At 60.0% G+C, this 25,723-nt stretch carries 18 protein-coding genes and 3 pseudogenes; 15 read left to right on the top strand and 6 right to left on the bottom strand.

Annotation, left to right across the window (positions count from 1 at the left end):
• Positions 1-66: 66 nt before the first annotated feature.
• Positions 67-786: a glycerophosphodiester phosphodiesterase gene (locus AB2N04_RS12620; protein ID WP_367714808.1), complete on the bottom strand. Its 720-nt coding sequence runs from the start codon at positions 784-786 to the stop codon at positions 67-69.
• Positions 783-1,253, bottom strand: a complete 471-nt coding sequence (locus AB2N04_RS12615; protein WP_367714807.1) for a RidA family protein — start codon at positions 1,251-1,253, stop codon at positions 783-785. The genes AB2N04_RS12620 and AB2N04_RS12615 overlap by 4 nt, the downstream gene beginning before the upstream one ends.
• A 232-nt stretch (positions 1,254-1,485) precedes the next feature.
• Here AB2N04_RS12615 and AB2N04_RS12610 point away from each other — a divergent pair, with 232 nt between their 5' ends.
• The 14 genes and pseudogenes from AB2N04_RS12610 to lpxB all read left to right on the top strand — a co-directional run bounded on the left by AB2N04_RS12610 (position 1,486) and on the right by lpxB (position 15,892).
• Positions 1,486-2,325 (top strand): cell envelope integrity EipB family protein, encoded by an 840-nt coding sequence (locus tag AB2N04_RS12610; RefSeq protein WP_367714806.1) that lies wholly within the window; start codon positions 1,486-1,488, stop codon positions 2,323-2,325.
• Between the two features lie 171 nt (positions 2,326-2,496).
• Positions 2,497-3,279 carry a 30S ribosomal protein S2 gene (rpsB, locus tag AB2N04_RS12605; protein WP_367714805.1) on the top strand — a complete coding sequence of 261 codons (783 nt, stop codon included), beginning with the start codon at positions 2,497-2,499 and terminating at the stop codon, positions 3,277-3,279.
• A 102-nt stretch (positions 3,280-3,381) separates the two neighbouring features.
• A pseudogene (tsf, locus tag AB2N04_RS12600) lies at positions 3,382-4,306 on the top strand (translation elongation factor Ts).
• Positions 4,307-4,404: 98 nt separating this feature from the next.
• Positions 4,405-5,152, top strand: a pseudogene (pyrH, locus tag AB2N04_RS12595) (UMP kinase).
• Positions 5,153-5,164: 12 nt separating this feature from the next.
• Positions 5,165-5,725 (top strand): ribosome recycling factor, encoded by a 561-nt coding sequence (gene frr, locus AB2N04_RS12590; protein ID WP_367714804.1) that lies wholly within the window; start codon positions 5,165-5,167, stop codon positions 5,723-5,725.
• Positions 5,726-5,912: 187 nt separating this feature from the next.
• Positions 5,913-6,629 carry an isoprenyl transferase gene (locus AB2N04_RS12585; protein WP_367714803.1) on the top strand — a complete coding sequence of 239 codons (717 nt, stop codon included), beginning with the start codon at positions 5,913-5,915 and terminating at the stop codon, positions 6,627-6,629.
• A gap of 14 nt (positions 6,630-6,643) precedes the next feature.
• Positions 6,644-7,483, top strand: a complete 840-nt coding sequence (locus tag AB2N04_RS12580) for a phosphatidate cytidylyltransferase (RefSeq protein WP_367714802.1) — start codon at positions 6,644-6,646, stop codon at positions 7,481-7,483.
• A 197-nt stretch (positions 7,484-7,680) separates the two neighbouring features.
• Positions 7,681-8,820, top strand: coding sequence for an RIP metalloprotease RseP (rseP, locus tag AB2N04_RS12575; RefSeq protein WP_367718803.1), 1,140 nt, complete (start codon positions 7,681-7,683; stop codon positions 8,818-8,820).
• Positions 8,821-9,037: 217 nt separating this feature from the next.
• Positions 9,038-11,413: an outer membrane protein assembly factor BamA gene (gene bamA, locus AB2N04_RS12570; RefSeq protein ID WP_367714801.1), complete on the top strand. Its 2,376-nt coding sequence runs from the start codon at positions 9,038-9,040 to the stop codon at positions 11,411-11,413.
• A 65-nt stretch (positions 11,414-11,478) separates the two neighbouring features.
• Complete coding sequence (lpxD, locus tag AB2N04_RS12565; protein ID WP_367714800.1) at positions 11,479-12,540, top strand: UDP-3-O-(3-hydroxymyristoyl)glucosamine N-acyltransferase; 1,062 nt, start codon at positions 11,479-11,481, stop codon at positions 12,538-12,540.
• Positions 12,533-13,003 (top strand): 3-hydroxyacyl-ACP dehydratase FabZ, encoded by a 471-nt coding sequence (gene fabZ, locus AB2N04_RS12560; RefSeq protein WP_367714799.1) that lies wholly within the window; start codon positions 12,533-12,535, stop codon positions 13,001-13,003. The genes lpxD and fabZ overlap by 8 nt, the downstream gene beginning before the upstream one ends.
• A 10-nt stretch (positions 13,004-13,013) precedes the next feature.
• A complete protein-coding gene (gene lpxA / locus AB2N04_RS12555) occupies positions 13,014-13,844 on the top strand; it encodes an acyl-ACP--UDP-N-acetylglucosamine O-acyltransferase (protein ID WP_367714798.1) in 831 nt (276 codons plus the stop codon).
• A complete protein-coding gene (locus tag AB2N04_RS12550) occupies positions 13,828-14,727 on the top strand; it encodes an LpxI family protein (RefSeq protein ID WP_367714797.1) in 900 nt (299 codons plus the stop codon). The genes lpxA and AB2N04_RS12550 overlap by 17 nt, the downstream gene beginning before the upstream one ends.
• Positions 14,717-15,892, top strand: coding sequence for a lipid-A-disaccharide synthase (lpxB, locus tag AB2N04_RS12545; RefSeq protein ID WP_367714796.1), 1,176 nt, complete (start codon positions 14,717-14,719; stop codon positions 15,890-15,892). Before AB2N04_RS12550 ends, lpxB begins: the two co-directional genes overlap by 11 nt.
• Positions 15,893-15,986: 94 nt before the next feature.
• Here lpxB and gltA read toward each other — a convergent pair whose 3' ends face one another.
• Positions 15,987-17,282 (bottom strand): citrate synthase, encoded by a 1,296-nt coding sequence (gltA, locus tag AB2N04_RS12540; protein ID WP_367714795.1) that lies wholly within the window; start codon positions 17,280-17,282, stop codon positions 15,987-15,989.
• A 195-nt stretch (positions 17,283-17,477) separates the two neighbouring features.
• Positions 17,478-18,899 (bottom strand): glutamate--tRNA ligase, encoded by a 1,422-nt coding sequence (gltX, locus tag AB2N04_RS12535; protein WP_367714794.1) that lies wholly within the window; start codon positions 18,897-18,899, stop codon positions 17,478-17,480.
• Positions 18,900-19,025: 126 nt separating this feature from the next.
• On the opposite strand from gltX, the gene AB2N04_RS12530 reads away from it, so the two are divergent.
• Complete coding sequence (locus AB2N04_RS12530; RefSeq protein ID WP_367714793.1) at positions 19,026-21,428, top strand: ComEC/Rec2 family competence protein; 2,403 nt, start codon at positions 19,026-19,028, stop codon at positions 21,426-21,428.
• Positions 21,429-21,482: 54 nt separating this feature from the next.
• On the opposite strand, the gene AB2N04_RS12525 is transcribed toward AB2N04_RS12530, so the two are convergent.
• Both AB2N04_RS12525 and uvrA read right to left on the bottom strand, forming a co-directional pair.
• Positions 21,483-22,283, bottom strand: a complete 801-nt coding sequence (locus tag AB2N04_RS12525; RefSeq protein WP_367714792.1) for a DUF72 domain-containing protein — start codon at positions 22,281-22,283, stop codon at positions 21,483-21,485.
• A gap of 4 nt (positions 22,284-22,287) precedes the next feature.
• A pseudogene (gene uvrA, locus AB2N04_RS12520) lies at positions 22,288-25,213 on the bottom strand (excinuclease ABC subunit UvrA).
• Between the last annotated feature and the right edge of the window lie 510 nt (positions 25,214-25,723).

Raw genomic sequence — 25,723 nt, 5'->3', positions numbered from 1 at the left:
GCATCATCTGTCGTCATGGAGATAACTAAGCGCGGGCAGGCCGAGGCTTCAAGTGGCGGGGGCGTTTCATGATACCAGCGGCACGAAGCCTTCGAAGGTTATCTGGTCTGCATTGGCGAAAGTGTGATCGGCCGATTTCTGGTCTTTGACCGTCCAGGTGATGACCGGCATCGCGAGCCTCTCCCGCACGAAGGTGATGAACGGGTTGGGAAGTTCCGTGACGGCATAGGATACGAATGAGAGGTCATGGGCCAGCATCGAAAAATGGGCTTCGATTGCTTCGACAGAAAGCCCCTCGGCAGTCAGGCCACGCGGCAGGTGCGGTGCAAGCCTGGCGAGCTGACGCACCAGCCTGTGCTCGAACGACATGAGCGCCACCGGCCCCGAATAGCCATCTAGGGCCTCGACGGCCCTGGCAACCAGCGCGTCGTCGTGACCATCCGAACCCTTGAGCTCGATCACCAGCGGCACCCGGCCGGCGACAAGCGCAAGCATTTCGCGCAGTGTGGGCACGTGGTCGGCCGTATCACCGACCTTGAGTGCGCCCATCTGGGCGGCAGTCTTGCCCGCAATCGTCCCATCCTGTCCCGTCAGCCGTCGCAGGGCATGGTCGTGAAACACCATCGGAACGTCATCGCTCGAAAGATGCACATCGCACTCGATCGCGTAGGCCCCGTCGATGGCGGCCTGGAACGCTGAGAGCGTGTTCTCCCAGCGCACCTTGTTCATGTCGTGCAGACCGCGATGAGCAATCGGCTGTGCGGTCAGCCAGGACTGTGCACTCAATTGTTTTCAACCTCTATCACGGCATCGATCTCGACAGGGGCATTCATCGGAAGAGAAGCCATGCCGACGGCAGCGCGCGCGTGGCGGCCGCGCTCGCCCAATGCGGCTGCGAGAAAGTCCGAGGCACCGTTTGCCACGAGATGCTGTTCGGTGAAATCGGGGGTCGATGCGACATAGACGGAAATGCGCACGACGCGTTTGATTCGTTCGAGATCTCCCAGGGCGGCGCGTGTCTGTGCAAGAATGTTGACCGCACACCACTTGGCCGCAAGCTTGCCTGCCTCAACGCCCAGATCCCTTCCCAACAGGCCCATGGCCATCAGTTTTCCGTCCTTCATGGGAAGCTGGCCGGAGGTCATGAGCAGGTTGCCGGCCTGAACATAGGGTACGTAATTGGCAACGGGGGCTGCCGCATCCGGCAGTTCAACACCCAGTTCCAGCAGTCGTTTTTCAATGTGACGCGCCATTCTAGTCTCCCGGCAAATCCAGCAAATGAGGGCAGTTTACTCCGCCCCGTGCAATTCTAAACGACAGTCGCACACAATTCGCAATCGAAACCGGCTGCGAATGGTAAAGCGCCGCGCTGGCAGAGGTTGCATATTTGCCTCGCTTACGCCACGAGTCTCGTGCAAATGGATGCAATTCACAGGGTCGGAGCCGTATCTGGCCGTCAATGAAGCGAATTTCGTGAGGTTTCCCATGCGCTCAAAGCGCCCTGTTTGTCTGTTCCTGTCATTCATGCTGTTCGGGCTGGGAACCGCAGGGGCTCAGGCTGCACCCAATCTTGCGGCACATCGTGCCGTCTATGACCTTACCCTCGGCGAGGCGAGTGACCGCTCCGGTATCGACGATATCGAAGGGCGCATGGTGTATGAGTTCGCCGGTTCGGCCTGTGAGGGATACACCACGACTTTTCGCTTCGTCATGCGCCTGGAAACCAGCGAGACGTCGCGACTGTCAGATCAACAGACCACGACCTATGAGGACGGGAAAGGCGAAGTCTACCAGTTCGTCAACAAAATATATCTCGACAATGTGCTCGACAAGGAAGTGAAGGGCATCGCACGTCTTGAGGACGAAACGACGCGGGTCGAACTGTCAAAGCCGGAACGTCGCCGGGAAACGCTGGAGGCGACCCGGTTCCCGGTCAAGCATCTTGAGGAGTTGATCGAAAAGGCACGTGAAGGGGGCGGTTTTTATCAGACCACGCTGTTTGACGGATCGGAAGACGCCGACCGCATGATGCTGACTTCCGTCACCATTGGAAAGCAACAGACGGCGCCTGCGGCCGGGGATGGCGAGACAAAAGCGGCCGGGGCTCTCGACAAGGAACCTTTCTGGCCCGTGAGTATTGCGTATTTCGACCCCGCAACGACGACAGGCGAAACCCTGCCGGAGTACCAGATCAGCTTTCTGCTGTATGACAGCGGGATCACGCGCAGCCTCGATATGGACTACGGAGAGTTTTCAATTCGCGGTAAGCTCGTCGATCTCACCATGTTCGACGAAGATCAGGCGAAAGACGACTGCAGCCGCTAGCGCCGCCGCCCATTATTATGGGCCGATCCCTTGCAATGTTTTCAATAAGCTCCTATATGCGCGCCCATCCCACACACGGATCTTGGTTCTGATCGGGAGACATCCGCTCAGCGCCCCCGGTGGCGGTTTCCGCCTTACGATCCGTGGAGGTTCAACCGGAAAGGAACTCGAATGGCACTGCCCGATATCAGCATGCGCCAGCTTCTGGAAGCTGGTGTTCACTTTGGTCACCAGACCCACCGCTGGAACCCGAAGATGTCCAACTACATCTTTGGTGCCCGCAACAATGTTCACATCATCGACTTGAGCCAGACCGTACCCCTGATGCATCAGGCGCTCAAGGCCGTGTCCGACACGGTTGCCAAGGGCGGCCGCATCCTCTTCGTCGGCACCAAGCGTCAGGCCTCCGAGATCGTTGCCGATTCGGCCAAGCGTTCAGCGCAGTACTACGTGAATGCGCGCTGGCTCGGCGGCATGCTGACCAACTGGAAGACGATTTCCCATTCGATCCAGCGTCTGCGCAAGCTCGACGAGCTTCTCGCTGCCGACGCCCAGGGCTTCACGAAGAAAGAGCGCCTGAACCTCGAGCGCGAGCGCGAGAAGCTTGATCGTGCGCTGGGCGGCATTCGTGACATGGGCTCGACCCCGGACCTGATGTTCGTGATCGACACCAACAAGGAAGCGATTGCAGTTCAGGAAGCCAAGCGGCTTGGCATTCCGGTGGTTGCAATCGTCGATTCCAACTGTGACCCGGACGTTGTCGATTATCCGATCCCGGGCAATGACGACGCGGCGCGTGCGCTGGCTCTTTACTGCGATCTGATTGCCAAGGCCGCGATCGATGGCATCGAGCGCCAGCAGGGCGCGCTTGGGATCGACATCGGCGAAGCTGCCGACGCACCGGCGGAACCTGCTCTCGACGAGAGCGCCGAAGGCGAAAACAAGGACGCCTAACCAGCGCCGTACCGAACATGCGGGCCCCAAACCCCGCGACGGCCGCGCGGCAGACACAAAGCTTCGCGGCCGTTTTCGTTAGATGATTGAGAAGAGGCGACGATGAGCATCACAGCAGCACAGGTCAAGGAACTGCGCGAGAAGAGCGGCGCAGGCATGATGGACTGCAAGGCGGCCCCTGACCGAAAACAATGGCGATATGGAAGCGGCCATCGACTGGCTGCGCAAGAAGGGCATCGCCAAGGCCGACAAGAAGGCCGGACGCACGGCGGCGGAAGGCCTCGTGGGTGTTGCAACCGACGCCGGCAGCGCCGTGGTCGTTGAGGTAAATTCCGAGACCGACTTCGTTGCGCGCAACGAGGAGTTCCAGGCGCTTGTGAGCAACATTGCAACAGTCGCGCTTGGGACTGACGGCAGCCTTGAGGCCGTATCCGAGGCGACTTATCCAGAAACGGGCAAGTCGGTGACGGAGACCGTCAAGACGGCGATCGGCACGATCGGTGAAAACATGTATCTGCGCCGGTCTGCGAAACTTTCGGTCGAAAACGGTGCGGTTGCGACCTACATCCACAACGCGGTGACCGATGGGCTCGGCAAGCTTGGCGTGCTTGTTGCCATGGAAACCACCGGCAATGCAGATGCAGCCCGCGCATTCGGTCGCCAGGTCGCGATGCATGTCGCGGCAACGAACCCGCTGGCCCTGACCGAGGCCGAGGTCGACCCGACCGCCGTTGCGCGTGAAAAGGAGATCTTCTCCGATCAGGCGCGTCAGTCGGGCAAGCCCGAGAACATCATCGAGAAGATGGTCGAAGGGCGCATGCGCAAGTTCTTCGAGGAAGTCGTTCTGCTGAAGCAGGCTTTCGTGATGAACCCTGACCTCACGGTCGAGAAGGCCCTGGCGGAAGCCGAGAAGGAAATTGGCGCGCCAGCGAAGATCGTCAGCTTCGTGCGTTTCGCACTGGGCGAGGGCGTCGAGCGGGAAGAGAGCGACTTCGCAGCCGAGGTTGCTGCTGCTGCCAAGTCCTGATCCTGACGACGGGCGAATACCTGTTTGAAGACAAAGGGCGCCGCGTGACAACGCGGCGCCCTTCGTGTAACGCAGGGTCAAATCTGGAGACTTTGAAGATGACCGAGAAACGCTATCGGCGCGTTGTGTTGAAAGCATCCGGTGAAGCCCTGATGGGCGAGCAGGGATTCGGCATTGATGTCTCGGTGGTCGATCGAATCGCCCGCGACATCCATGCAGCGCGCAAACTGGGCGTTGAGGTCGGCGTCGTGATCGGCGGCGGCAACATTTTCCGTGGCGTGGCTGTCGCTTCCAAGGGCGGGGATCGGGTCACGGGCGACCATATGGGGATGCTTGCCACCGTCATCAATTCGCTGGCGCTGCGGACCTCGCTGGTCAAGATGGGCGTCGACGCGGTCGTCATGTCGGCCATCGCCATGCCGGAACTGTGCGAAAGCTTCTCTCAGCGGCAGGCCATGAGCTACATGGATGCGGGCAAGGTCGTCATTTTCGCGGGCGGGACGGGCAATCCGTTTTTCACGACGGATTCGGCAGCGGCCCCTGCGGGCGGCCGAGATCGGTGCGGATGCCCTGTTCAAGGGCACACAGGTCGACGGGGTCTACTCCGCTGATCCGCGCAAGGTGCCCGATGCACAGCGCTATGACCGTCTGAGCCACGCGCAGGTGATCCGCGACGGGCTTGCGATTATGGATACGGCCGCGATTGCCCTTGCGCGTGAGAACGACATTCCGATAATCGTTTTCTCGATTCATGAAGAGGGCGGCTTTACCGCCATCTTGAACGGCGGCGGACATTGCACCATCGTGTCCGATGAAACCGAACCAAAACAGCGTGCCGGTGCGTAAGGAGATTTGAACATGGCCGACGGGGTTGATTTCAAGGATTTGAAACGGCGAATGGACGGGGCAACCACGGCGTTTCAGCATGACCTCGCATCGCTGCGGACGGGGCGTGCCTCGGCCAATCTTCTGGATCCGATCCAGGTGGAAGCCTATGGGAGTTCGATGCCCATCAACCAGGTCGCGACGGTCTCCGTTCCCGAGCCACGGATGATTTCCGTTGCAGTCTGGGACCAGAGCATGGTTGGCGCCGTTGACAAGGCAATCCGAGAGTCCAATCTCGGTTTCAACCCGATTGTCGACGGTTCGAACCTGCGCATTCCCTTGCCGGAACTCAATGAAGAACGGCGCAAGGAACTGGTAAAGATCGCGCATCAATATGCCGAGAGCGCCAAGGTGGCCGCCCGTCATGTGCGTCGCGACGGGATGGAGCATCTCAAAAAGGCCGAAAAGGATGGCGTGATAAGCCAGGATGAAATGCGGACGCAGTCCGACCAGGTTCAGAAGATGACCGATGATACGATCTCTGCCATCGACAGGTTTCTGGCGGACAAGGAAGCCGAGATCATGCAGGTCTAGCGGGTGCTTCTGCGTCCGGACCTCGTTTGCATTGGCTGCAGGGCAAGTGGTCGGACACCAAAAACCGGCCATCGTTCAAATTTCCGGGTATATTCGGGTTTGACATTCGATCTCGACCATTGAGGACCATCGAATTCACTCCATCAGCAGCCACCATGCTGTTTGTTAGACGAGGGGAGGCAACCATTTGAAGCCGGCGCATGTGGCGATCATAATGGACGGAAACGGTCGCTGGGCCGAAGCGCGCGGCCTGCCACGCCGCGCCGGGCACCGTGCCGGCGTGGAAGCGCTGCGCAAGGCGGTGCGCTCGGTCGGTGAACTGGGGGTGGACTGGCTCACCGTCTACGCCTTTTCCTCGGAAAACTGGTCGCGGCCGCGGTCCGAGGTCAACGACCTTATGGGGCTGTTGCGCCTGTTCATTCGTCGCGACCTTGCAGAACTGCATCAAAACGGCGTGCGCGTGCGTATCGTCGGGGATCGTGAAAACCTCGAACCCGACATCAAGTCGCTCCTGCTCGAAGCGGAGAACCTGACAGCGCAGAACACCGCGATGAATCTGGTGATTGCGTTCAATTATGGGGCGCGTGATGAGATTTTGCGGGCTGCAAAATCCCTCATGAGAAAGGTTCAGTCCGGTGAAATGGAGATTGACGCCGTCGATTTCGACACGTTCGGCAACCATCTGGACACGGCGGGCATACCTGACCCGGACCTGATCATAAGAACCAGCGGTGAGCAGCGCCTTTCCAATTTCCTGCTCTGGCAGGCGGCTTATGCGGAGTTTGTCTTTCTGCCCTGCCACTGGCCCGATTTCGGTCGGGAGGATCTGGAGACCGCCATTGCCACATTCAGCGCCCGTGAGCGTCGCTTCGGCGGTGTCGGGGCGCGTGAAGCCGCTCTGTGAGGCACGGCGGGCAAATGGGCAGTCCGAACTCTTCACCGCGCAGCAATCTGCAGCTTCGTGTCATGTCGGGCGTCATTCTGGGTGCCCTGGTGCTCGTGCTTACATGGCTGGGCGGCCTGCCGTTCCGGCTGATGGCGGCGGCCATGGCCGGCGCGGTGTTCCATGAATGGTACTCCATGCACAAGACCGTGCTTTCGGGCTCCCATGCGTGGGCTGCCGCCGGAGCGCTCGCGGCATCCATGATCCTGATGCTGGTCGGACAGCCGATTGCGGTTCTTTTTCCGGTGCTTGCCGGGGCGTTTGCGGTCCTCGCCGTGCATGGTTGGCTGACGGGGGCAGGGGCGGTCGGTGCAGGCGGCTTTGCCTATGCTGCAGCCCCGACCGTCGCGCTTGTGCTGCTACGCGCCGATGATCAGCCGGGCCTTGTCGCGATCCTGTTCCTGTTCTCCGTTGTGTGGACCACGGACATCATGGCCTATTTCACCGGGCGGGCGCTTGGTGGTGCAAAGCTTGCTCCCTCCATATCGCCGGGCAAGACCTGGAGCGGGGCGATGGGGGGCACCGTTTTTGCAGTTCTGGCCGGCGTTGCATTCGTCTGGCATGACAGCGCGGTGCCAGGCGTGACGCTCATGGCGGTGCTGTCGTTCGTGCTTGCCGTCGTTTCGCAGCTTGGCGATCTCTTCGAATCGGCCTTGAAACGGCGCCGCGGCGTCAAGGATTCAGGCAGTCTCATCCCGGGGCACGGCGGTGTGATGGACCGTGTCGACGGTCTTCTGGCCGCGGCGGCGGTGCTTTATCTGCTTTCCGCCTTGCTCGGTTGGCCGGAAATGCCGGCGCACGCTCTGTTTCGCTAGCCGTGCCCCGGCACCGTGTTTGCCTTGGACCGGCCATGATGGCATGAGGGTGATGACAGGGTATTGATGGGGAAGTGGCCGGCTTCGGCAGCGCGTCGCCGTTAAGTCGGCGCTTATTGGAACAATGCGGCAGACCTCCCGACAGTCGCGATGTCGTTGGGAATCAGTCGCTGACGCAAACCGCGAGTGAGACCAGAGTGACCGATTTTATAGTTTCGTTGTTCAGTACCGATGGTTTGCTGATCGGAACGATTGTTCCTTTTCTGTTTGTTTTGACGGTGGTCGTGTTCGTGCACGAGATGGGACATTACCTTGTCGGACGCTGGTGTGGCATCGGCGTGAAGGCATTTTCGGTCGGGTTTGGCCCGGAACTCGTGGGGTTCAACGATCGCCGGGGGACGCGCTGGAAGCTCTGCGCGATACCCTTGGGAGGTTATGTGAAGTTCACGGGCGACATGTCGGTGACGAGTACGCCCGATCCCGAATCAGGGGAGCGTCTGTCGCCAGAGGAGTTGAAAGTCGCCTTTCATACCCAGCCGGTCTGGAAGCGTGCGGCAACCGTGTTCGCCGGCCCGCTTTTCAACTTCATTCTGACGATTGCCGTTTTCGCCGTCATGTTTGCTGGGTTCGGGCGCTACGTGATGGAGCCGATGGTCGCCGATGTCAGGCCGGACAGCCCCGCCGCCATTGCCGGGTTTCAGCCGGGGGACAGGTTTGTCTCGATCGACGGCACGCCGGTGCGCACATTCGGCGACGTGCAGCGCCTGGTGTCCGGCCGCGCCGGGGACGAGCTGTCCTTTGTGGTGCGGCGTGGTGATGAGGAAGTGGCGCTTGCTGCCACACCGGAGCTGCTCGAACAGCAGGATGCGCTCGGCAACACCGTAAGGATCGGTGTCATCGGGGTGATCAATGACCGGGAGATGGGGAAGCCGCGCCACATAGAGTTCGGGCCGCTCGAGGCCCTCACCGAGGCAACCTGGGAAACCGGCCACGTGATCTACCGCACCGGTCAGTTTCTCAAGCGTTTCGTCGCAGGGCGTGAAGATCGCTGCCAGCTGGGCGGTCCCGTCAAGATCGCCGATATGGCTGGAAAGGCGGCGCAGCTGGGCTTTGAATGGCTGGTTCAACTTGTTGCATTATTGTCAGTGGGAATAGGTGTTCTTAATCTTTTGCCCATTCCCCCCCTTGATGGCGGGCATCTGGTGTTCTACGCCATAGAAGCTGTGATGCGCCGTCCCGTGTCCGAGAGGGTCATGGACGCGGTTTACCGTGTGGGTCTGTTCGCCGTTCTCGCATTCATGGGGTTTGTTTTTTGGAACGACCTGTTTGGATGCTAAGGAGGCTCGGGAAGGCAGAGTGTGTAAAAATTGAGACGATATTTACCATGGCTTCGAATTTGGCGTGATGTGAATGCTTCGAAGCTGCGGTTCGTAAACGCAAATTAACCAGAAGGCTTGCGTGTAGGAAAAATCTGGCTATTAGGTTAGCTGCTTTGCAAGATTGTTCCTATTTCTCGCCGCGGGGACAAAGAGATAATAGAGGTTTTCAGGCCCAATGAAGGCATCTTCGAGCTTTAAAAACGCCGTTTCGGCAGTAGCGCTGTCGGCCGGACTGGCGATGACGGGGACCGTCGCCGTCGAGTTTGCCGCGATGGAGGCTGCGCACGCAGCCACTGTCAGCCGCATCGAGGTGCGTGGAAACCGCCGCGTCGAGGCCGAGACCATCCGCAATTACATTGGTATCCGTCCGGGACGCTCCTTTTCGCGTGACGATGTGAACGATGCCGTGAAACGACTGTTTTCCACGGGGCTCTTTGCCGACGTGTCGATCACGCAGTCCGGTGGCTCGCTGATCGTGACCGTCGATGAATATTCCATCGTCAATCAGGTGATTTTCCAGGGCAACAAGAAGATCAAGGACGCCAATCTCGGCCGCGCCGTTCAGTTACAGCCGCGCAAATCCTTCTCCATGCAGGCCATGCAGGCCGATGAAGAGGCGATCCGCGAAGCCTATCGCCGCATCGGCCGTGACGATGCCACCGTGACCGGCCGAACCCAGCAGCTGGATGATGGTCGCGTCAATGTGATCTTCGAGGTTCAGGAAGGTGGCCGCACGAAGATTGCTGCAATCAATTTTGTCGGCAACAATGCATTCCGCGACGGTCGTCTCAAGGATGTCATTGCGACGAAGCAGTCGAATTTCCTCTCCTTCCTGATGCGCAACGACATTTACGATGAGAATCGTCTGCGCGCCGATGAGGAAACGCTGCGCCGTTTCTATTATAATCGCGGCTACGCCGATTTCCGCGTCATCTCGGCCACTGCCGATCTGGACGAAACGGAAAACGCCTACACGCTGACCTTCACCGTGGAAGAGGGCGAGCGCTATCGTTTTGGCAATATCGATGTGGAAACCACAATCTCGGGCATAGAGCCTGAAACATTGCGGTCACGCATCGAGACCCGTCAGGGCAACGTCTACAGCGCAAAGAATGTCGAAGATTCGATTATTGCACTGACCGAAGAGGTTGCAGGCAGCGGCTATGCGTTTGCGCAGGTCACGCCGCGCGGAAACCGCAATTTTGAAACACGCGAGATCGATGTCGTTTATTCGATCGATCAGGGTCCACGCGCCTATATCCAGCGCATCGAGATCCGCGGAAACCAGCGCACGCGTGACTATGTGATCCGCCGGGAATTCGACCTGAGCGAGGGTGACGCTTTCAACCAGGTTCTGGTTCAGCGCGCCAAGCGGCGGCTCGAAGCCCTTAATTTCTTCGAGCGGGTGAATATCTCCACTGTTCCAGGCTCCGAGCCCGATCAGGTCGTCTTGGTGGTTGATGTGGTCGAGAAGTCGACCGGTGAATTCTCCATCGGTGCCGGTTACTCCACCAGCGGCGGCGAGAGCAGCAGTGGCGGTTTCTCCGTGGAAGGTTCCGTTACCGAACGCAACTTCCTCGGACGTGGCCAGTTCATCCGCGTTGCAGCGGGCGGCGGCAAGGATTCGCGCGACTATTCCTTCTCGTTCACCGAGCCATACTTCCTGGGGCGCCGTATCTCGGCCGGGTTCGATGTCTATCGCCGGACCCGCAAGTTCGACGACAAATATGAGCGTGACACCACCGGTGCGACGGTTCGTTTCGGCCTGCCGATCACCGAGGCACTGTCGACGCAGCTCGCCTACAACCTCTCTCAGGAGGAGTATACGGGGCTGGGTGATTGTGCTGACCCGAAGAACGTACCTGCCTTCAACAATTGTAATCTTGCACCTTCCATCAAGGAAGCTATCAGCGACGAGAAGTGGATCAAATCGTCGGTCAGCGGTTCGCTGATCTACAACACGATCGACGACATGAAGAACCCGCATTCGGGGCTTTATGCGAACCTGACGCTCGAGGTTGCAGGTCTTGGCGGCGATGCTAAGTTCATCAAGGCCACGGCGCGCGGCACCTATTATCACACGCTGTCGGAAGAGCTCGACCTTGTCGGTCTGTTCACGCTTGGTGGCGGTCACATTCAGGCGCTTGATGGCGACCTGCGCGTGTTCGACCATTTCTCGAGCAGCGACCGCATCATTCGTGGCTTTGACTTTAACGGCATCGGCCCGTATCAGCCGTCCTCTGGCGGCGGAATCGATCACATTGGCGGCAAGACATATTTCAACGCCTCCGCAGAAGCACAGTTCCCGTTCCCGGTTCTGCCTGAAAGCTTCGGCCTTCGCGGCGCGGTCTTTGCAGACGCGGCAACGCTTTATGGAAGCGATGTTTCGGGTGCAATCGGAACCGATATGCAATGGCGCGCTTCGGTTGGTGCCGGCCTGATCTGGGCATCGCCCTTCGGTCCGCTGCGTGTTGATTATGCCTATCCGCTCGTGAAGGAAGCTTCCGACGACGTGGAGCATATCAACTTCGGCATTTCGACACGCTTCTAACGATTGCGCGTTTCTGGAACATTTCCGTTTAGCCCGGGCCCATTGGGCCCGGGCGAAAGGCATCCATGAAGGACCCTGATTTCTTCGCTCCCGCACGCCGCATTACGGCCGGCGAGGTCGCCGCGCTGACGGGAGCGGAGCTTTTGCGCGTCGAGCATTCGGATTTGATGATCGAAGGTGTTGCCGCAGCCTCGGAAGGCGGCGGTGGCATGCTGATCTTCATTGAAGGAAAGCGCAATGCCGAGATTCTGGACAGCACCACGGCCGCCGCCGTTTTCTGCAAGCGGGAGTTTGCGAACCGGTGCCCGGAACACGTGGCGGCTCTGGTGGTGGACAAGCCGCAGGCGGCTTTTGCACAGATTTCCCGAATACTGTTTCCGCAGGCCATGAGGCCGGGGGCGACAACCGGTGAAACCGGCATTTCTCCCGCTGCAAGCGTGGCCTCCGATGCCGTTCTTGAGGACGGCGTGATCGTTGAGCCGGGTGCCGTTATTGGTGCGGGCGTCATGGTTGGGCGCGGCACGATCATCGCTCCAAATGCCGTTGTGGGCAGCAACACCCGTATCGGTCGGGACTGTTATGTCGGTCCCGGCTCATCGGTACAGTGCGCAATGATCGGTGACCGGGTGATTCTGCATGCCGGGGTTCGCCTGGGACAGGACGGATTTGGCTATCTTCCGGGCCCCAAGGGGCTGGAAAAACTGCCGCAGATCGGGCGGGTCGTCGTGCAGGACGATGTCGAGATCGGTGCAAACACGACCGTGGATCGCGGTGCGCTGGTGGACACGGTGATCGGCCAGGGAACGAAGATCGATAATCTGGTGCAGATCGCACACAATGTCCGGATTGGCCGGGGCTGCGTTATTGCCGGCCATTGCGGTCTGTCGGGTTCGGTCACGCTGGGTGATTTCGTGATGCTGGGTGGCCGGGTCGGGATAGCCGATCACATCAATATCGGCACTGGCGCACAGCTGGCCGCTTCGAGCGGTGTTATGAACGATGTGCCGGCAGGTGAACGCTGGGCGGGGTCGCCGGCGCAGCCCATACGTGAAGCCTTTCGCGAACTCGCCGCTTTGCGGGGCCTGGTCGATGGAAAGAGAAAGAAGTCGAGGGACGGGGATGAGTGAAGCAGCATCTACCACGCTTGAGAGTCTGGACATTATGGATCTGATGCGGTTGCTCCCGCATCGGTATCCCTTCCTTCTGGTCGATCGGATCATCGAGATCGATGGCGACCGTTCGGCGGTGGGCATCAAGAATGTCACGATGAACGAGCCCCACTTCACGGGGCATTTCCCCGCGCAGCCGGTCATGCCTGGCGTTCTTATCGTTGAGGCCATGGCACAGACGGCAGGTGCGATCTGCATCAACAATGCCGGCGATGACAGTCCCTCGCTGGTCTATTTCATGACCATCGACAATGCGAAGTTCCGCAAGCCGGTGGTCCCGGGAGATCGTCTCGAGATCCATGTGACGAAGGTCAAGCAGCGCGGGAGCATCTGGAAATTCGATTGTGTGGCCAAGGTGGATGACACCAAGGTTGCCGAGGCCGTTATCTCGGCGATGATGTCTGTTGAACAGGCAGGCTGACGGAACCCAGATGGCGCGTGAAACTGTCATTCATCCATCCGCTGTCGTGGAGGCCGGTGCCGAACTGGGGGAAGGGGTCCGCATCGGTCCTTTCTGCCATGTCTCGTCAGGCGCGCGGCTTCATGACGATGTCGAGCTTATCTCCCATGTGACGATCATGGGGGAGACGACGCTTGGAACGGCCTGTCAGGTCTATCCGCAGGCAGTTCTCGGCGCGCCACCGCAGAACTTCAAGCACAAGGGCGGAAGAAGCACGCTTGAAGTTGGTGAACACTGCGTCATACGTGAAGGCGTAACCTTCCATGCCGGAACGGACACAAGCCGTGGCCGAACAACAGTGGGGTCACACGGTCTTTTCATGGCGTATTCGCATGTCGCTCATGACAGTGATGTGGGGAACCATGTCACCATGGCCAATTATGCCGGACTTGGCGGACATGCCGAAATCGGTGACCATGTGATCATCTCCGGGTACGCCGCCGTGCACCAGTTTGTGCGTATCGGACATCACGCCTTCCTCGGTGGTTTTGCAGCCGTTGTCGGCGATGTGATTCCCTATGGCATGGCGGTCGGTGACAGAGCACGTCTGCGCGGTCTGAACCTGGTCGGACTGAAGCGTTCCGGCATGCCCCGCGACGATATCACGGCGTTGCGCCGGGCCTATCGAATGCTTTTTGCCGAAGGCGCGTCGCTGGAAGACAATGCCGCCGAGGTTTTGCGGGCCTATCCGGGCTCAGAACTGATCGCCGACATCGTTGGCTTCGTCGGCGCCAGGGACAAGCGCCATTTCACGCTTCCCGCACGTGAAAGGGCTGCTTCAGGGGATGATGACACAGCCTGAAGCGCCCACCGTGCTTGGTCCGGGCGCCCGCATAGCGGTCGTCGCCGGCAGCGGAGCCCTGCCGCGGGATGTGGTTCGCACTCTGGTGAAAAGCGGTCACCGCCCGGTCGTTATCGCGATAGAAGGCGAGGCAGACTGGCTGGAGGGCGAAGATGTTCATGCTTTCGATCTGTGGCCGGCACCGCCCGAGCGTCTGGCCTTGTTCCTGCCGAAACTCCAGCGCGCCGGAATCACCCATCTCGTGCTTGCGGGTGGCGTAAGCCGCCGGCCGCCCCTGCTCAGGGTTCGGCTTGGCTGGGATGTTTTTCGCGCACTGCCCAGACTGATCGCAGCTTATGCAAAGGGTGATGACGGTCTCCTGCGCGCCGTCATCGGGCACATAGAATCCAAAGGTATCCGCGTTGTGGGTGCCCATGAGATTGCGCCGGACCTACTCGCACCCGAAGGTGTGATGACCCGCCTGAAGCCCAAAAAATCCGACCTTGCCGATGTTTCGGCCGCCTATGAGGCTGCGCGCATGATCGGCGCTCTCGATATCGGTCAGGCTGCCATTGCCGTTGGTGGTCGCGCAATCGCGCTGGAGGGTATTGAAGGAACGGCAGGGCTTCTTGAGCGGATGTGCGGTATGCGCAATCATGGGCGCCTTGCCGGGAAAAGCGGTGGTGCGCTTGTGAAATGCGTGAAACCCGACCAGGATGAACGCGCCGACCTGCCCAGCATTGGCCCGGACACGATCCGGGCGGCACATGCAGCCGGGCTTGCAGGTGTTGGCGTGGAGGCGGGACGATCCCTTGTTCTCGACTTTTCCGTTACGGTGGCACTGGCGGATGAGCTTGGCCTTTTCGTGCTCGGTCTGAAGCCGGAGGCAGACAATGGCGGATGAGAAAAAGCCATTGAAGATCGCGATCATCGCAGGCGAGGAGTCAGGAAATCTTCTTGGCGCCGACCTCGTGCGGGCGCTTGGCCGTGAAAGCGGAAGGGAAATCGAGCTCCTTGGCGTCGGCGGGCAAGCTCTCATGGAACTTGGCCTGGACACGATTTTCGATCCCGGCGAGATCGCCATCATGGGGGTTAGCGCGATCGTGCGGGATCTGCCGCGACTGATACGCCGCATCGGACAGACCGCAAAGGCGATCGCAGAAGAACGTCCCGACTGCCTCATCACCATCGACAGCCCGGAATTCAGCCTCCGGGTCGCAAGGAAGGTGCGGACACTCGCACCGTCCATCCCGATCATTCACTATGTGTGCCCGAGTGTCTGGGCGTGGCGGCCGGGCAGGGCGCCGGCCATGCGTCCCTATATCGATGAGGTTCTGTGCCTCTTGCCCTTCGAACCGGCCGAGCTGGAGCGTCTTGACGGGCCGGCCGGCACATTTGTCGGCCATCGTCTGGCAACCGACCCCAACATTCTGGCAGCCGCTGACGCGCATGCCGGTGGTGCGGCTCCAGGTCCCGAAGATCCACGAACACTGCTTCTGCTCCCCGGATCGCGTCGCGGCGAGGTTTCGCGCCTTCTTCAGCCCTTCGGAGAAACCATCCGCCAGCTTCACGACGCCGGCCATGTTTTCCGGATCCTGATGCCAACCGTTCCGCACGTCTCACCCATGATCGAAGCGGCGACGCGGGACTGGCCGGTTCGCCCCGAAATCATTCTCGATCAAGAGCGCAAGTGGCAGGCGTTTAAAAAGGCGGATGCCGCGCTTGCCTGTTCTGGCACCGTTTCGCTGGAGCTTGCCCTGGCGCGCGTGCCGACCATTCTCTGCTACAAGACTGATCTCGCCGCCCGCGCGCTCATTCCCTTGATCACCGTGTGGTCGGCGGCCCTGCCAAACCTGATTGCCGGCTGGCCGGTGGTGCCTGAGCATTTCAATCAATATATCCGGCCCTCCTATCTGGCGCGCCAGATCACCACATTGTGGGCTGATAAACCGGCGCGTGCCGCACAGATGTCCGGCTTCCAGGAAGTGGCTGACACGTTGAAAACGCAACGCCCGTCAGGCGAACTTGCCGCAGAAGTCGTGCTGCGCCATATCGAGGGCAACAGCTGAGCCCGTTTGCCTGGGGGCTTTGATCTTTTCCTCATAACGAAAAGCCCCGCTCTGCCAAGCGGGGCTTTTGCAATGTGCCGGCAATGCCGATCGATCAGCGCTTGGCGATCGGAACGTAGTCGCGCTGTGTTGCACCAGTATAGAGCTGACGCGGGCGGCCGATCTTCTGCTTCGGATCCTCGATCATTTCTTTCCACTGGGCGATCCAGCCAACGGTGCGAGCAAGCGCAAACAGAACCGTGAACATGGTGGTGGGGAAGCCCAGCGCCTTCAGCGTGATGCCGGAATAGAAATCGATGTTCGGATAGAGCTTCTTCTCGATGAAATACTCATCCGTCAGCGCAATCCGCTCCAGCTCCATGGCGATGTCGAGCTGCGGATCATCCTTGATGCCAAGTTCGCTTAACACCTCGTGGCAGGTCTTCTGCATGATTTTCGCACGCGGGTCGTAGTTCTTGTAGACCCTGTGACCGAAGCCCATGAGACGGAACGGATCGTTCTTGTCCTTGGCGCGGTCGATGAATTCTGGAATGCGATCGACCGTTCCGATCTCGTCCAGCATGTTGAGCGCTGCCTCATTGGCGCCACCATGGGCAGGGCCCCACAGGCATGCGATGCCGGCGGCAATGCACGCGAACGGGTTGGCGCCCGAAGAGCCGGCCAGGCGCACCGTCGAGGTCGAAGCGTTCTGTTCGTGATCGGCGTGCAGGATGAAGATCCGCTCCATCGCGCGCGCCAGAACCGGATTGACCTTGTATTCCTCACACGGAACCGCAAAGCACATGTGAAGGAAATTGGCGGCATAGCCCAGCTCGTTTCTGGGATAAACGAAGGGCTGTCCCACATGATATTTGTAGGCCATGGCCGCAATGGTCGGCATTTTTGCAATCATGCGCAGGCTGGCGACCATGCGCTGATGCGGGTCTGAAATGTCCGTGGAGTCGTGATAGAAGGCCGACATCGCACCAACCACACCGCACATGACGGCCATCGGATGTGCATCGCGGCGGAAACCGGTGAAGAAGCGGTTCATCTGCTCATGCACCATGGTGTGGTGCGTCACGCGATAGTCGAAATCCTGCTTCTGGGCCTTGGTCGGCAACTCACCGTAGAGCAGCAGGTAGCAGGTCTCCAGAAAGTCGCCGTGCTCGGCAAGCTGTTCGATCGGGTAGCCGCGGTGAAGCAGAATGCCCTCATCACCATCGATATAGGTAATTTTCGATTCGCAGCTCGCCGTCGAGGTGAAACCGGGATCGTAGGTGAACATCCCCGTGTCTTTGTAGAGTGACCCGATGTTCATCACATCGGGCCCTACGCTGCCTTTCAAAACCTCGAATTCGTGCCCTTCTTTCTGGCCGCCAATTTCCAGCTTCGCAGTTGGTTTGGTCATCGCAATCACCTCTCACTTCAAGGAACTTGGCGCCAGAGAACTGTCGCCGAAACAAAATGGCCGGCGGTCGAGCGCGCGAAATAGCTAACGCATTTCCTCCGTGGTGCCAAGCGTGTGCAGCATGCGGATATTGCACTGCAACACGCTTTCGCTGATCGAACCTGTTCCGCAAACCAGGTCCAGTGCCGAACGAGGTCAGGCAGCCTGATCGCCGATCCGCGCCAAACTTTCCTCTCGCCCAAGAACGGAGAGAACATCGAAGATGCCCGGCGAGGTGGTGCGCCCGACCAGCGCTGCTCTCAGGGGCTGGGCGACTTTGCCAAGCTTGCGTTCGGTCTGTTCCGCAAATTTGCGGACAGCTGCTTCGATGTTCGCAAGGGTCCAATCGTCCACATTTTGCAATACGGGAAGAATTTCTGCAAGCAGTTGACGTGCATTCTCATCAAGCAGCTGTGCAGCTTTCTGATCAATTGGAAGCGGCCGTTGCGCAAAGAGAAACCCAGCACTGTCAACCAGTTCCACAAGAGTCTTTGCGCGTTCTTTCAGGCCGGGAAGAGCCTGCAGAAGCTGGGTTTTGCGCGTGTCGTCCAGCGCGCCGAGAAGCGCTTTTCCGCCTTCGAGGTAAGGCAGTGTCTCCATCAGGGCAACGAGAAGGGCCTCATCGTCCATCTGGCGCATATGCACGCCGTTCAATGCTTCGAGTTTCTGGAAATCGAAGCGGGCTGCACCCTTGTTCACGTCCACGATGTCGAACCAGCGAATCATGTCTTCATCGGACATGATCTCGTCATCGCCATGGCTCCATCCAAGCCGAACCAGATAGTTGCGCAGGGCGGAGGGCAAATAGCCCATCTCACGATAGGCTTCCACCCCGAGTGCGCCGTGACGCTTGGAAAGTTTGGCGCCGTCCGGCCCATGAATGAGCGGGATATGGGCCATGACCGGAACCTCCCATCCCATGGCCCTGTAGATCACCGTCTGGCGCGCGGCATTGGTCAGGTGATCATCGCCACGGATGATGTGGGTGACACCCATGTCATGATCGTCCACCACGACGGCATGCATGTAAGTGGGGGAGCCGTCGGAGCGCAGGATGATGAAATCGTCGAGATCCTTGTTGGGGAAGCGGACCGTTCCCTGCACCTGGTCTTCAACGACCGTTTCACCCTCCTGCGGGGTCTTGATGCGGACCACGGGCTTGATTCCTTCGGGAGCCTCCGAAGGATCCCGGTCTCTCCAGGTGCCGTCATAGCGGGGAGGCCGACCTTCGGCCCGCGCCTTCTCACGCATCGCCTCCAGCTCCTCCTGAGAGCTGTAGCAATAATAGGCTTCACCGGCCGCAACGAGAGCCTCGGCCACTTCCCGGTGCCGGTCAGCACGGGCAAACTGCGATACCGGTTCGCCATCGCACTCCAGGCCAAGCCATGCCAGCCCGTCCAAAATGGCTGCGGTCGCAGCATCGGTCGAGCGTTGGCGGTCGGTGTCTTCAATGCGCAACAGCATCCTGCCGCCGGTGCGCCGCGCATAGAGCCAGTTGAAGAGCGCCGTGCGCGCGCCGCCGATATGGAGATATCCTGTAGGTGAGGGCGCAAAGCGCGTGACGACGGGTTTTGTCATGTATCCATCCAGGGAAGTGGTGCGGCCGCCAGACCCGAAGGTATGCGATGCCGCCGGTGGTTTTTGGCTGGCTGTCATGTAGCATACGAGGCTCGGGGCGCAAGCATTGCACGGGGAGGCGACGCCATGGGGGGCGAGCTGGCGACGGCAAATGCAGAGGAGCGTATGCAGTTTGCCGCAGGCGACCAGCCTCCGGTGACCGATGCAGACGGCCGCTCCCCGCAACGGGCCCAAACCCGGCTTTTGGGGGAAAAGCCGGCTGCTGAACTCGTCGCCATTGCCACATCACGACTGCTGGCCGGCATAAAGGACGCTGTTTCCACCGAGGCAGCGCGTGGAACTCCCTTTCTCTGGCTGCCTGTTCTGATCGGCATCGGTGCTCTCGCCTATTTCGCGCTCCCCGTAGAGCCGCCCGCCTACGCGCTGGCCTGTGGGTTTGTGTTTGGAGGTTTCCTGACCCTCCTTGCGGCTGCAAGGCCGAGCCTGCGCTATGGCCTTGTTGCCATGCTTGTTGTCCTGTCTGGACTGTCGCTCGCAAAATTCGAGACCTGGCGTGCGGGAACCGCGATGCTGGGGTCCGACATCACGACCCGCATAACCGGACGGGTCCTGTCGATCGAGGAGCGGGCAGGCGGCCGTTTTCGGCTAACGGTCGACATTGTCGACACCCAGCGTCCCCGATTGCGATATCCACCCGACCGTGCACGACTTTCCGCACGCGCCATCCCTCCCGACCTGAAAGCGGGAGACGGGGTCTCCGGGCTGGTGCGCCTCATGGCCCCCTCAGGCCCAGTGCGTCCGCAGGCCTATGATTTTTCGTTTGAAAGCTACTTTGCGGGCATAGGCTCCGTTGGTTTTTTCATGCGTGATCCCGAACGTGTCCAGTCTGCGCCGGTGCAAGGCATTCTTCCGGTGCTCTCGCTTCAACTGCAGTCACTGCGCGAATCCCTCTCGGCGCGGCTGCGTGAGCGCGTGGGAGGGGCAGAGGGAGAAATCGCCGCCGCCCTCATCACAGGGATGCGTGGCGGCATTCCCCATAGCTACAATGAAGATTTGCGGCGCGCGGGGCTGGCGCATGTCCTTGCCATTTCCGGGCTGCATATGGCGCTTGCTGCGGTCACCGTCATGGGATCGGCAAGGCTATTTTTTGCGCTGTTTCCCGGTTTTTCCTCCAGGCACCCGGTGCGCAAATATGCTGCGTCTGCGGCACTTGTTGTCTGCTTTCTCTATCTCTTTGTCTCCGGCGCAGGCGTCGCGGCGCAGCGGTCATTCCTCATGCTTGCGGTCATGCTTCTGGCGCTCCTCTTCGACCGGGCGGCCCTGACCCTGCGCAATCTGGCGATTGCCGGCCTCGTGGTGCTGGTCGTGGCACCGCATGAGATCGTGGGTCCCGGTTTTCAGATGTCGTTTGCAGCGACTGCTGCGCTCATTGCCGGCTACGCCGTCTGGAATGGCTGGCGCCAGAAACGCGCCGCCCGTGCCATGCCGGTGGAGAAGCGGCTCTGGAAGAGCGTGTTGCGGCTTTTGGTGGTTTATGTGGGGGGGCTGGCGCTCACTTCGCTCATCGCGGGCATTGCCACGACACTTTATGGCGTCTGGCATTTCCAGAGGGCCTCACCTCTGGCGCTGGGTGCCAATCTGGTGGCCATGCCTGTTGTCACCCTTGTCGTGATGCCGTCAGCCGTGGCCTCCATCGCAGCGATGCCGTTCAATCTTGACGGAATCCCGTTGGCCGCCATGGGGTGGGGGATCTCGACCGTGATGAAGATTGCGCACTGGTTTTCAGAGCGCACGCCCATCGATGCAACCGGGGCGATCCCTCTGTCGGCGACGCTCATTCTTAGTGCCGCGCTCGTTGTCGGGACACTCACGACGACAAGGCTTCGACTTTCAGCGTTGCCGCTCCTGCTGACGGGGCTGGTTCTGATTGGAACACGCAGTCTTCCGGATCTGTTTGTCTCGGAAGACGCAAAGCTTGTTGCGCTGCGCACGGAGGATGGAGCGCTTGCGGTCAATCGCAGCCGACCGAATGCATTCTCGACAGAAAACTGGCTGCGTGCTGCCGGGAGCGCGGCGGTGACAAAACCGGTCAGTCACGATCTGTCCAATGCCGGTCTGGTCCGGTCGGCGACCGGTGAAAGATTTGCATGCAACGACGTCATCTGCGCCATGCGGCATTCCGGTGGTGCACTCATCGTGCAGGTCAAAAAATCGGAACACCCCCCATCGGTCCGCCTGCTCGATGAAATCTGCGCCATGGCTGATCTGGTGATCATCAATGATGCCAGGGTGGAACAAGGGTGCCGGCGAGACAAGGCGACAATGATCAGCGCCCGCCATCTCGCTCGGTGGGGAAGCGCGGAGGTGCGCTTTCGGGATGATGGCGCACATGGCCGGTATCTTGCCGTCGATCACGCCATCGGGGAGCCCTTTCGACCGTGGCATGCGCACCGCAAATACTCCCGCTCGGCACGAGGGCTGGGGCCGTATCGGCGTAAGAAAAAGGATGACCGAAAACCCGCGTCATGATCCTTAAAAAACACTTTTAAACAGTGCTTTATAGCGAGTACTGTTAAAACTGGATCAGGCAATGCGCTCCATGAAGGCACGGGCTGCATGAGGTGCGCGAATCTTGCCTTCATGGATGAAATAGACAAACACGTCACGTGGTGTGGTTACCGGTGTGAAATCCGGCTCGGCCAGTGGCAGGTCATCGGGCTGGAGCCCCCGCGCCCAAAGTGATGCACGCTCTGCCCAACTCGCCAGTTCTGACGTCGGATAGGCGGTAGGGACGTCATCCTGACCGCGCTGAAGCCGCGCATAGACAAAATCTCCTGTGATATCTGCAATCTCGGGGTAGGCGTTGTGATGCGCGTAACAGATGGTTGCGCCGTATCTGCGCGCGAGCCGGGGAAACTCGGGCGTGCAAAAGGACGCATGCCGAACTTCCAGCACGTGGCGGAGCCGAACGCCCTCCCGCTTGGAAGGTAGAAGCTTTAAAAATCCTTCGAAATCGTCAGGGTCGAACTTCTTCGTTGGAGCGAACTGCCAGACGATCGGTCCGAGCTTCTCTCCCATCTCGACAATGCCAGATCCAAGGAACTTCTCAAGGGAATCAGAAGCTTGCGACAGAACCTTGCGGTTCGTCACGAACCGGTTCCCTTTCAGCGAAAAGACGAAGCCGTCCGGCGCTTCATTCGCCCATTTGGCATAGGTCGCTGGCTTCTGGCTGCCATAATAGGTGCCATTCACCTCGATTGTGGGCACCTGCCGCGAAGCAAACTCAAGCTGGCGCTTCTTGGGCAGATCGTCAGGATAGAAGGTGCCTTCCCACGGCTGAAAGGTCCAGCCGCCCATGCCAGCGCGAATGGTGCCTGCATCCATTGTCCTACTCCGCTGCCTGCGCCTTGCCGGCCGGCCGGCGTTCCAGGAGTTCCTTGAGAAATTTGCCCGTATAGCTGCGCGGGGCTGCCATGATGTCGTCAATGGAGCCGCTGGCAACCAGTTCACCCCCGCCGTCACCGCCTTCGGGCCCGAGATCGAGAACCCAGTCGGCGGTCTTGATGACCTCGAGATTATGTTCGATGACGACCACCGTATTGCCCTGATCCACGAGTTCGTGAAGCACTTCGAGCAGCTTGGCGACATCGTGGAAATGAAGACCGGTAGTCGGTTCGTCCAGAATATAGAGAGTGCGGCCCGTCGCACGTTTGGAAAGCTCCTTGGCCAGCTTGATGCGCTGTGCCTCACCGCCCGAAAGGGTCGTCGCCTGCTGGCCGATATGGATATAGCCGAGCCCGACCCGTGCGAGCGTGGTGAGCTTGTCGCGCACCGCCGGTACGGCCGAGAAGAACTCCACGCCTTCGTCCACGGTCATCTCCAGAACGTCGGCAATGGATTTTCCCTTGAAGGTGACCTCGAGGGTTTCCCGGTTGTAGCGCTTGCCCTGGCAGACATCACAGGTGACATACACATCGGGAAGGAAGTGCATCTCGATCTTGATCACGCCGTCGCCCTGACAGGCTTCACAGCGCCCGCCCTTGACATTGAAGGAAAAGCGCCCGGGCTGATAGCCGCGCGCCTTGGCTTCCGGCAAACCTGCAAACCAGTCGCGGATCGGGGTGAAGGCACCGGTATAGGTCGCAGGGTTTGAGCGCGGTGTGCGCCCGATTGGCGACTGATCGATGTCGATGACCTTGTCGAGATGTTCCAGGCCCTCGATCCGGTCGTGCTCTGCCGGCTGCTCGCGCGATCCCATGATGCGGCGTGAGGCGGATTTGAAGAGCGTTTCGATCAACAGTGTCGATTTTCCACCACCCGAAACGCCGGTCACACAGGAAAACGTGCCGAGCGGCACTTCCGCCGTCACATCCTTCAGATTGTTTCCGCGGGCGCCCACGACGCGGATGCGGCGCTTCTTCGGTATCTCGCGGCGCTGCTCGGGCATCGCAATCCCCATCGCACCGGTGAGGTATTTGCCGGTGATGGAGGCCGGATTGGCCATGATGTCGCGCGGTGTCCCTTCGGCAATGATCTGGCCGCCATGGACGCCGGCTGCAGGCCCGATGTCGACCACGTGATCTGCAGTCAGTATGGCATCCTCGTCATGCTCCACCACAATCACCGTGTTGCCGAGATCACGAAGGTGACGCAGCGTTGACAGAAGCCGGTCATTGTCGCGCTGATGCAGCCCGATGGACGGCTCGTCGAGCACATAGAGCACACCGGTCAGACCGGAGCCGATCTGCGAGGCGAGCCGGATACGCTGGCTTTCGCCACCCGACAGCGTGCCCGAATTGCGCGAAAGTGTCAGGTAGTCGAGGCCGACATCGTTGAGAAAACGCAGCCGCTCCCGGATCTCCTTGAGTATGCGAACCGCAATCTCGTTCTGCTTGTCGTTCAGGCGTTCGGGCAGGGTTTCGAACCACTCGCCGGCCTTGCGGATCGACATTTCCGTTACCTGACCGATATGCAGACCGTCGATTTTGACGGCAAGCGCTTCGGGTTTCAGCCGGTGGCCGCCACAGTCGGGGCAGGGGTGGCCCGACATGTAGCGTTCGATCTCTTCACGCATCCAGGCCGAATCGGTCTCTTTCCAGCGGCGCTGCAGATTCACCACAACGCCCTCGAATGGCTTGGTCGTGCGGTAACTGCGCAGACCGTCATCATATTCGAAGACGATCTTCTTGCTGCCGGTCCCGTTCAGGATCGCATTTTTTCCCTCCTCCGGCAGGTCGCGCCAGCGGTCGCCAACCTTGAACCCGTATTCGCGGCCAAGCGCTTCGAGGGTCTGGAGATAGTAGGGTGAGGTGGACTTGGCCCATGGGGCGATGGCGCCTTCCCGCAGAATGGCATCACCTTCGGGCACGACCAGGGCGGGGTCGATCGCACGCTGGCTGCCAAGCCCGTCGCAGGTCGGACAGGCGCCGGCCGGATTGTTGAACGAAAACAGCCGCGGCTCGATCTCCGAAATGGTGAAGCCGGAGACCGGGCAGGCGAATTTTTCGGAAAAGACGATACGCTCATGCGTTTCGTTCTTGGACTTGTTGGCACCGCCACCTTTCGCCGTGTCTGCATCCGACAGGGGTTTGTCGGCGAACTCGGCAACGGCAAGCCCCTCGGCAAGCTTGAGGCAGGTCTCGAGTGAATCCGCCAGGCGCGTGGCCAGATCTTCGCGCACGACGACACGGTCCACCACCACGTCGATATCGTGCTTGTATTTCTTGTCGAGCGCCGGCACGTCCGCGATTTCATAGAACGTGCCATCCACCTTGACGCGCTGAAACCCTTTCTTCTGAAGCTCGGCCATCTCCTTGCGGTATTCGCCCTTACGGCCCCCGCACGATCGGCGCGAGGATATAAAGACGTGTGCCTTCCTCCAGCGCCATGACGCGATCCACCATCTGGCTCACCGTCTGGCTCTCGATGGGAAGACCGGTTGCGGGAGAATATGGCACGCCGACCCGCGCAAAAAGCAGGCGCATGTAGTCATAAATCTCCGTCACCGTACCCACGGTGGAGCGCGGATTCTTGGACGTGGTCTTCTGCTCGATGGAGATGGCCGGCGAAAGCCCGTCGATCTGGTCGACATCCGGCTTCTGCATCATTTCGAGAAACTGCCGCGCATAGGCCGACAGGCTCTCCACATACCGTCGCTGCCCCTCGGCATAGATCGTGTCGAAGGCAAGCGATGACTTGCCCGATCCCGAAAGTCCGGTCATGACGATCAGCTTCTCGCGCGGAAGGTCGAGATCGACATTTTTGAGATTGTGCTCGCGCGCGCCGCGAATGGTTATGGACTTGTGTTCTGGCATGCCCCGTCGCTGCCTGTCTCGAATATCGTGAATGACCGGCCACATGCCGACCCAGCTTCATGTAGGAAACGCGCCGAAAATGTCGACCGCTTCAAAGGCGCCAGCAGTTTCCTGACGTCGGTTTGCTGCTGCGATGTGTTGTCTCGCGTTATAAAAAAAAGTGCAAGAACAAAGAACAAAAAAAGAACTCGCTCCTGACAGGTCTTGTCGGCAGGCGCGTGTGGGGCGCCGATCACATTTTATGGCAGCAGCCGGGAACCGCTTGACCGAACCCCGGCGAGAGCGCACTATCCCCGGTGTCGGTGCTCGCGGCTGTTCGCCGCTCCGGTAGGTGCCGGTGGGCACGTTGGGCGGCTTGGCCGCTGGAGCCAGCCGACACAGAGCAAACCGTCTGAACGCGAAAGAGGAGGGAGCAATGACTCCACCTGACCGATCCATCGGGCTTCGCAACATCGGCGAAGCCACGGTTGGCTGATCCGCTCTCGCACATGTGTCGGGCCATCTTCGGCC

The sequence above is a fragment of the Nitratireductor sp. GISD-1A_MAKvit genome (assembly GCF_040819555.1).
Classification (GTDB): domain Bacteria; phylum Pseudomonadota; class Alphaproteobacteria; order Rhizobiales; family Rhizobiaceae; genus Nitratireductor.
The sequence above is the reverse complement of the archived record's forward strand: the minus strand, read 5'-3'. Positions and strand labels throughout refer to the sequence as shown.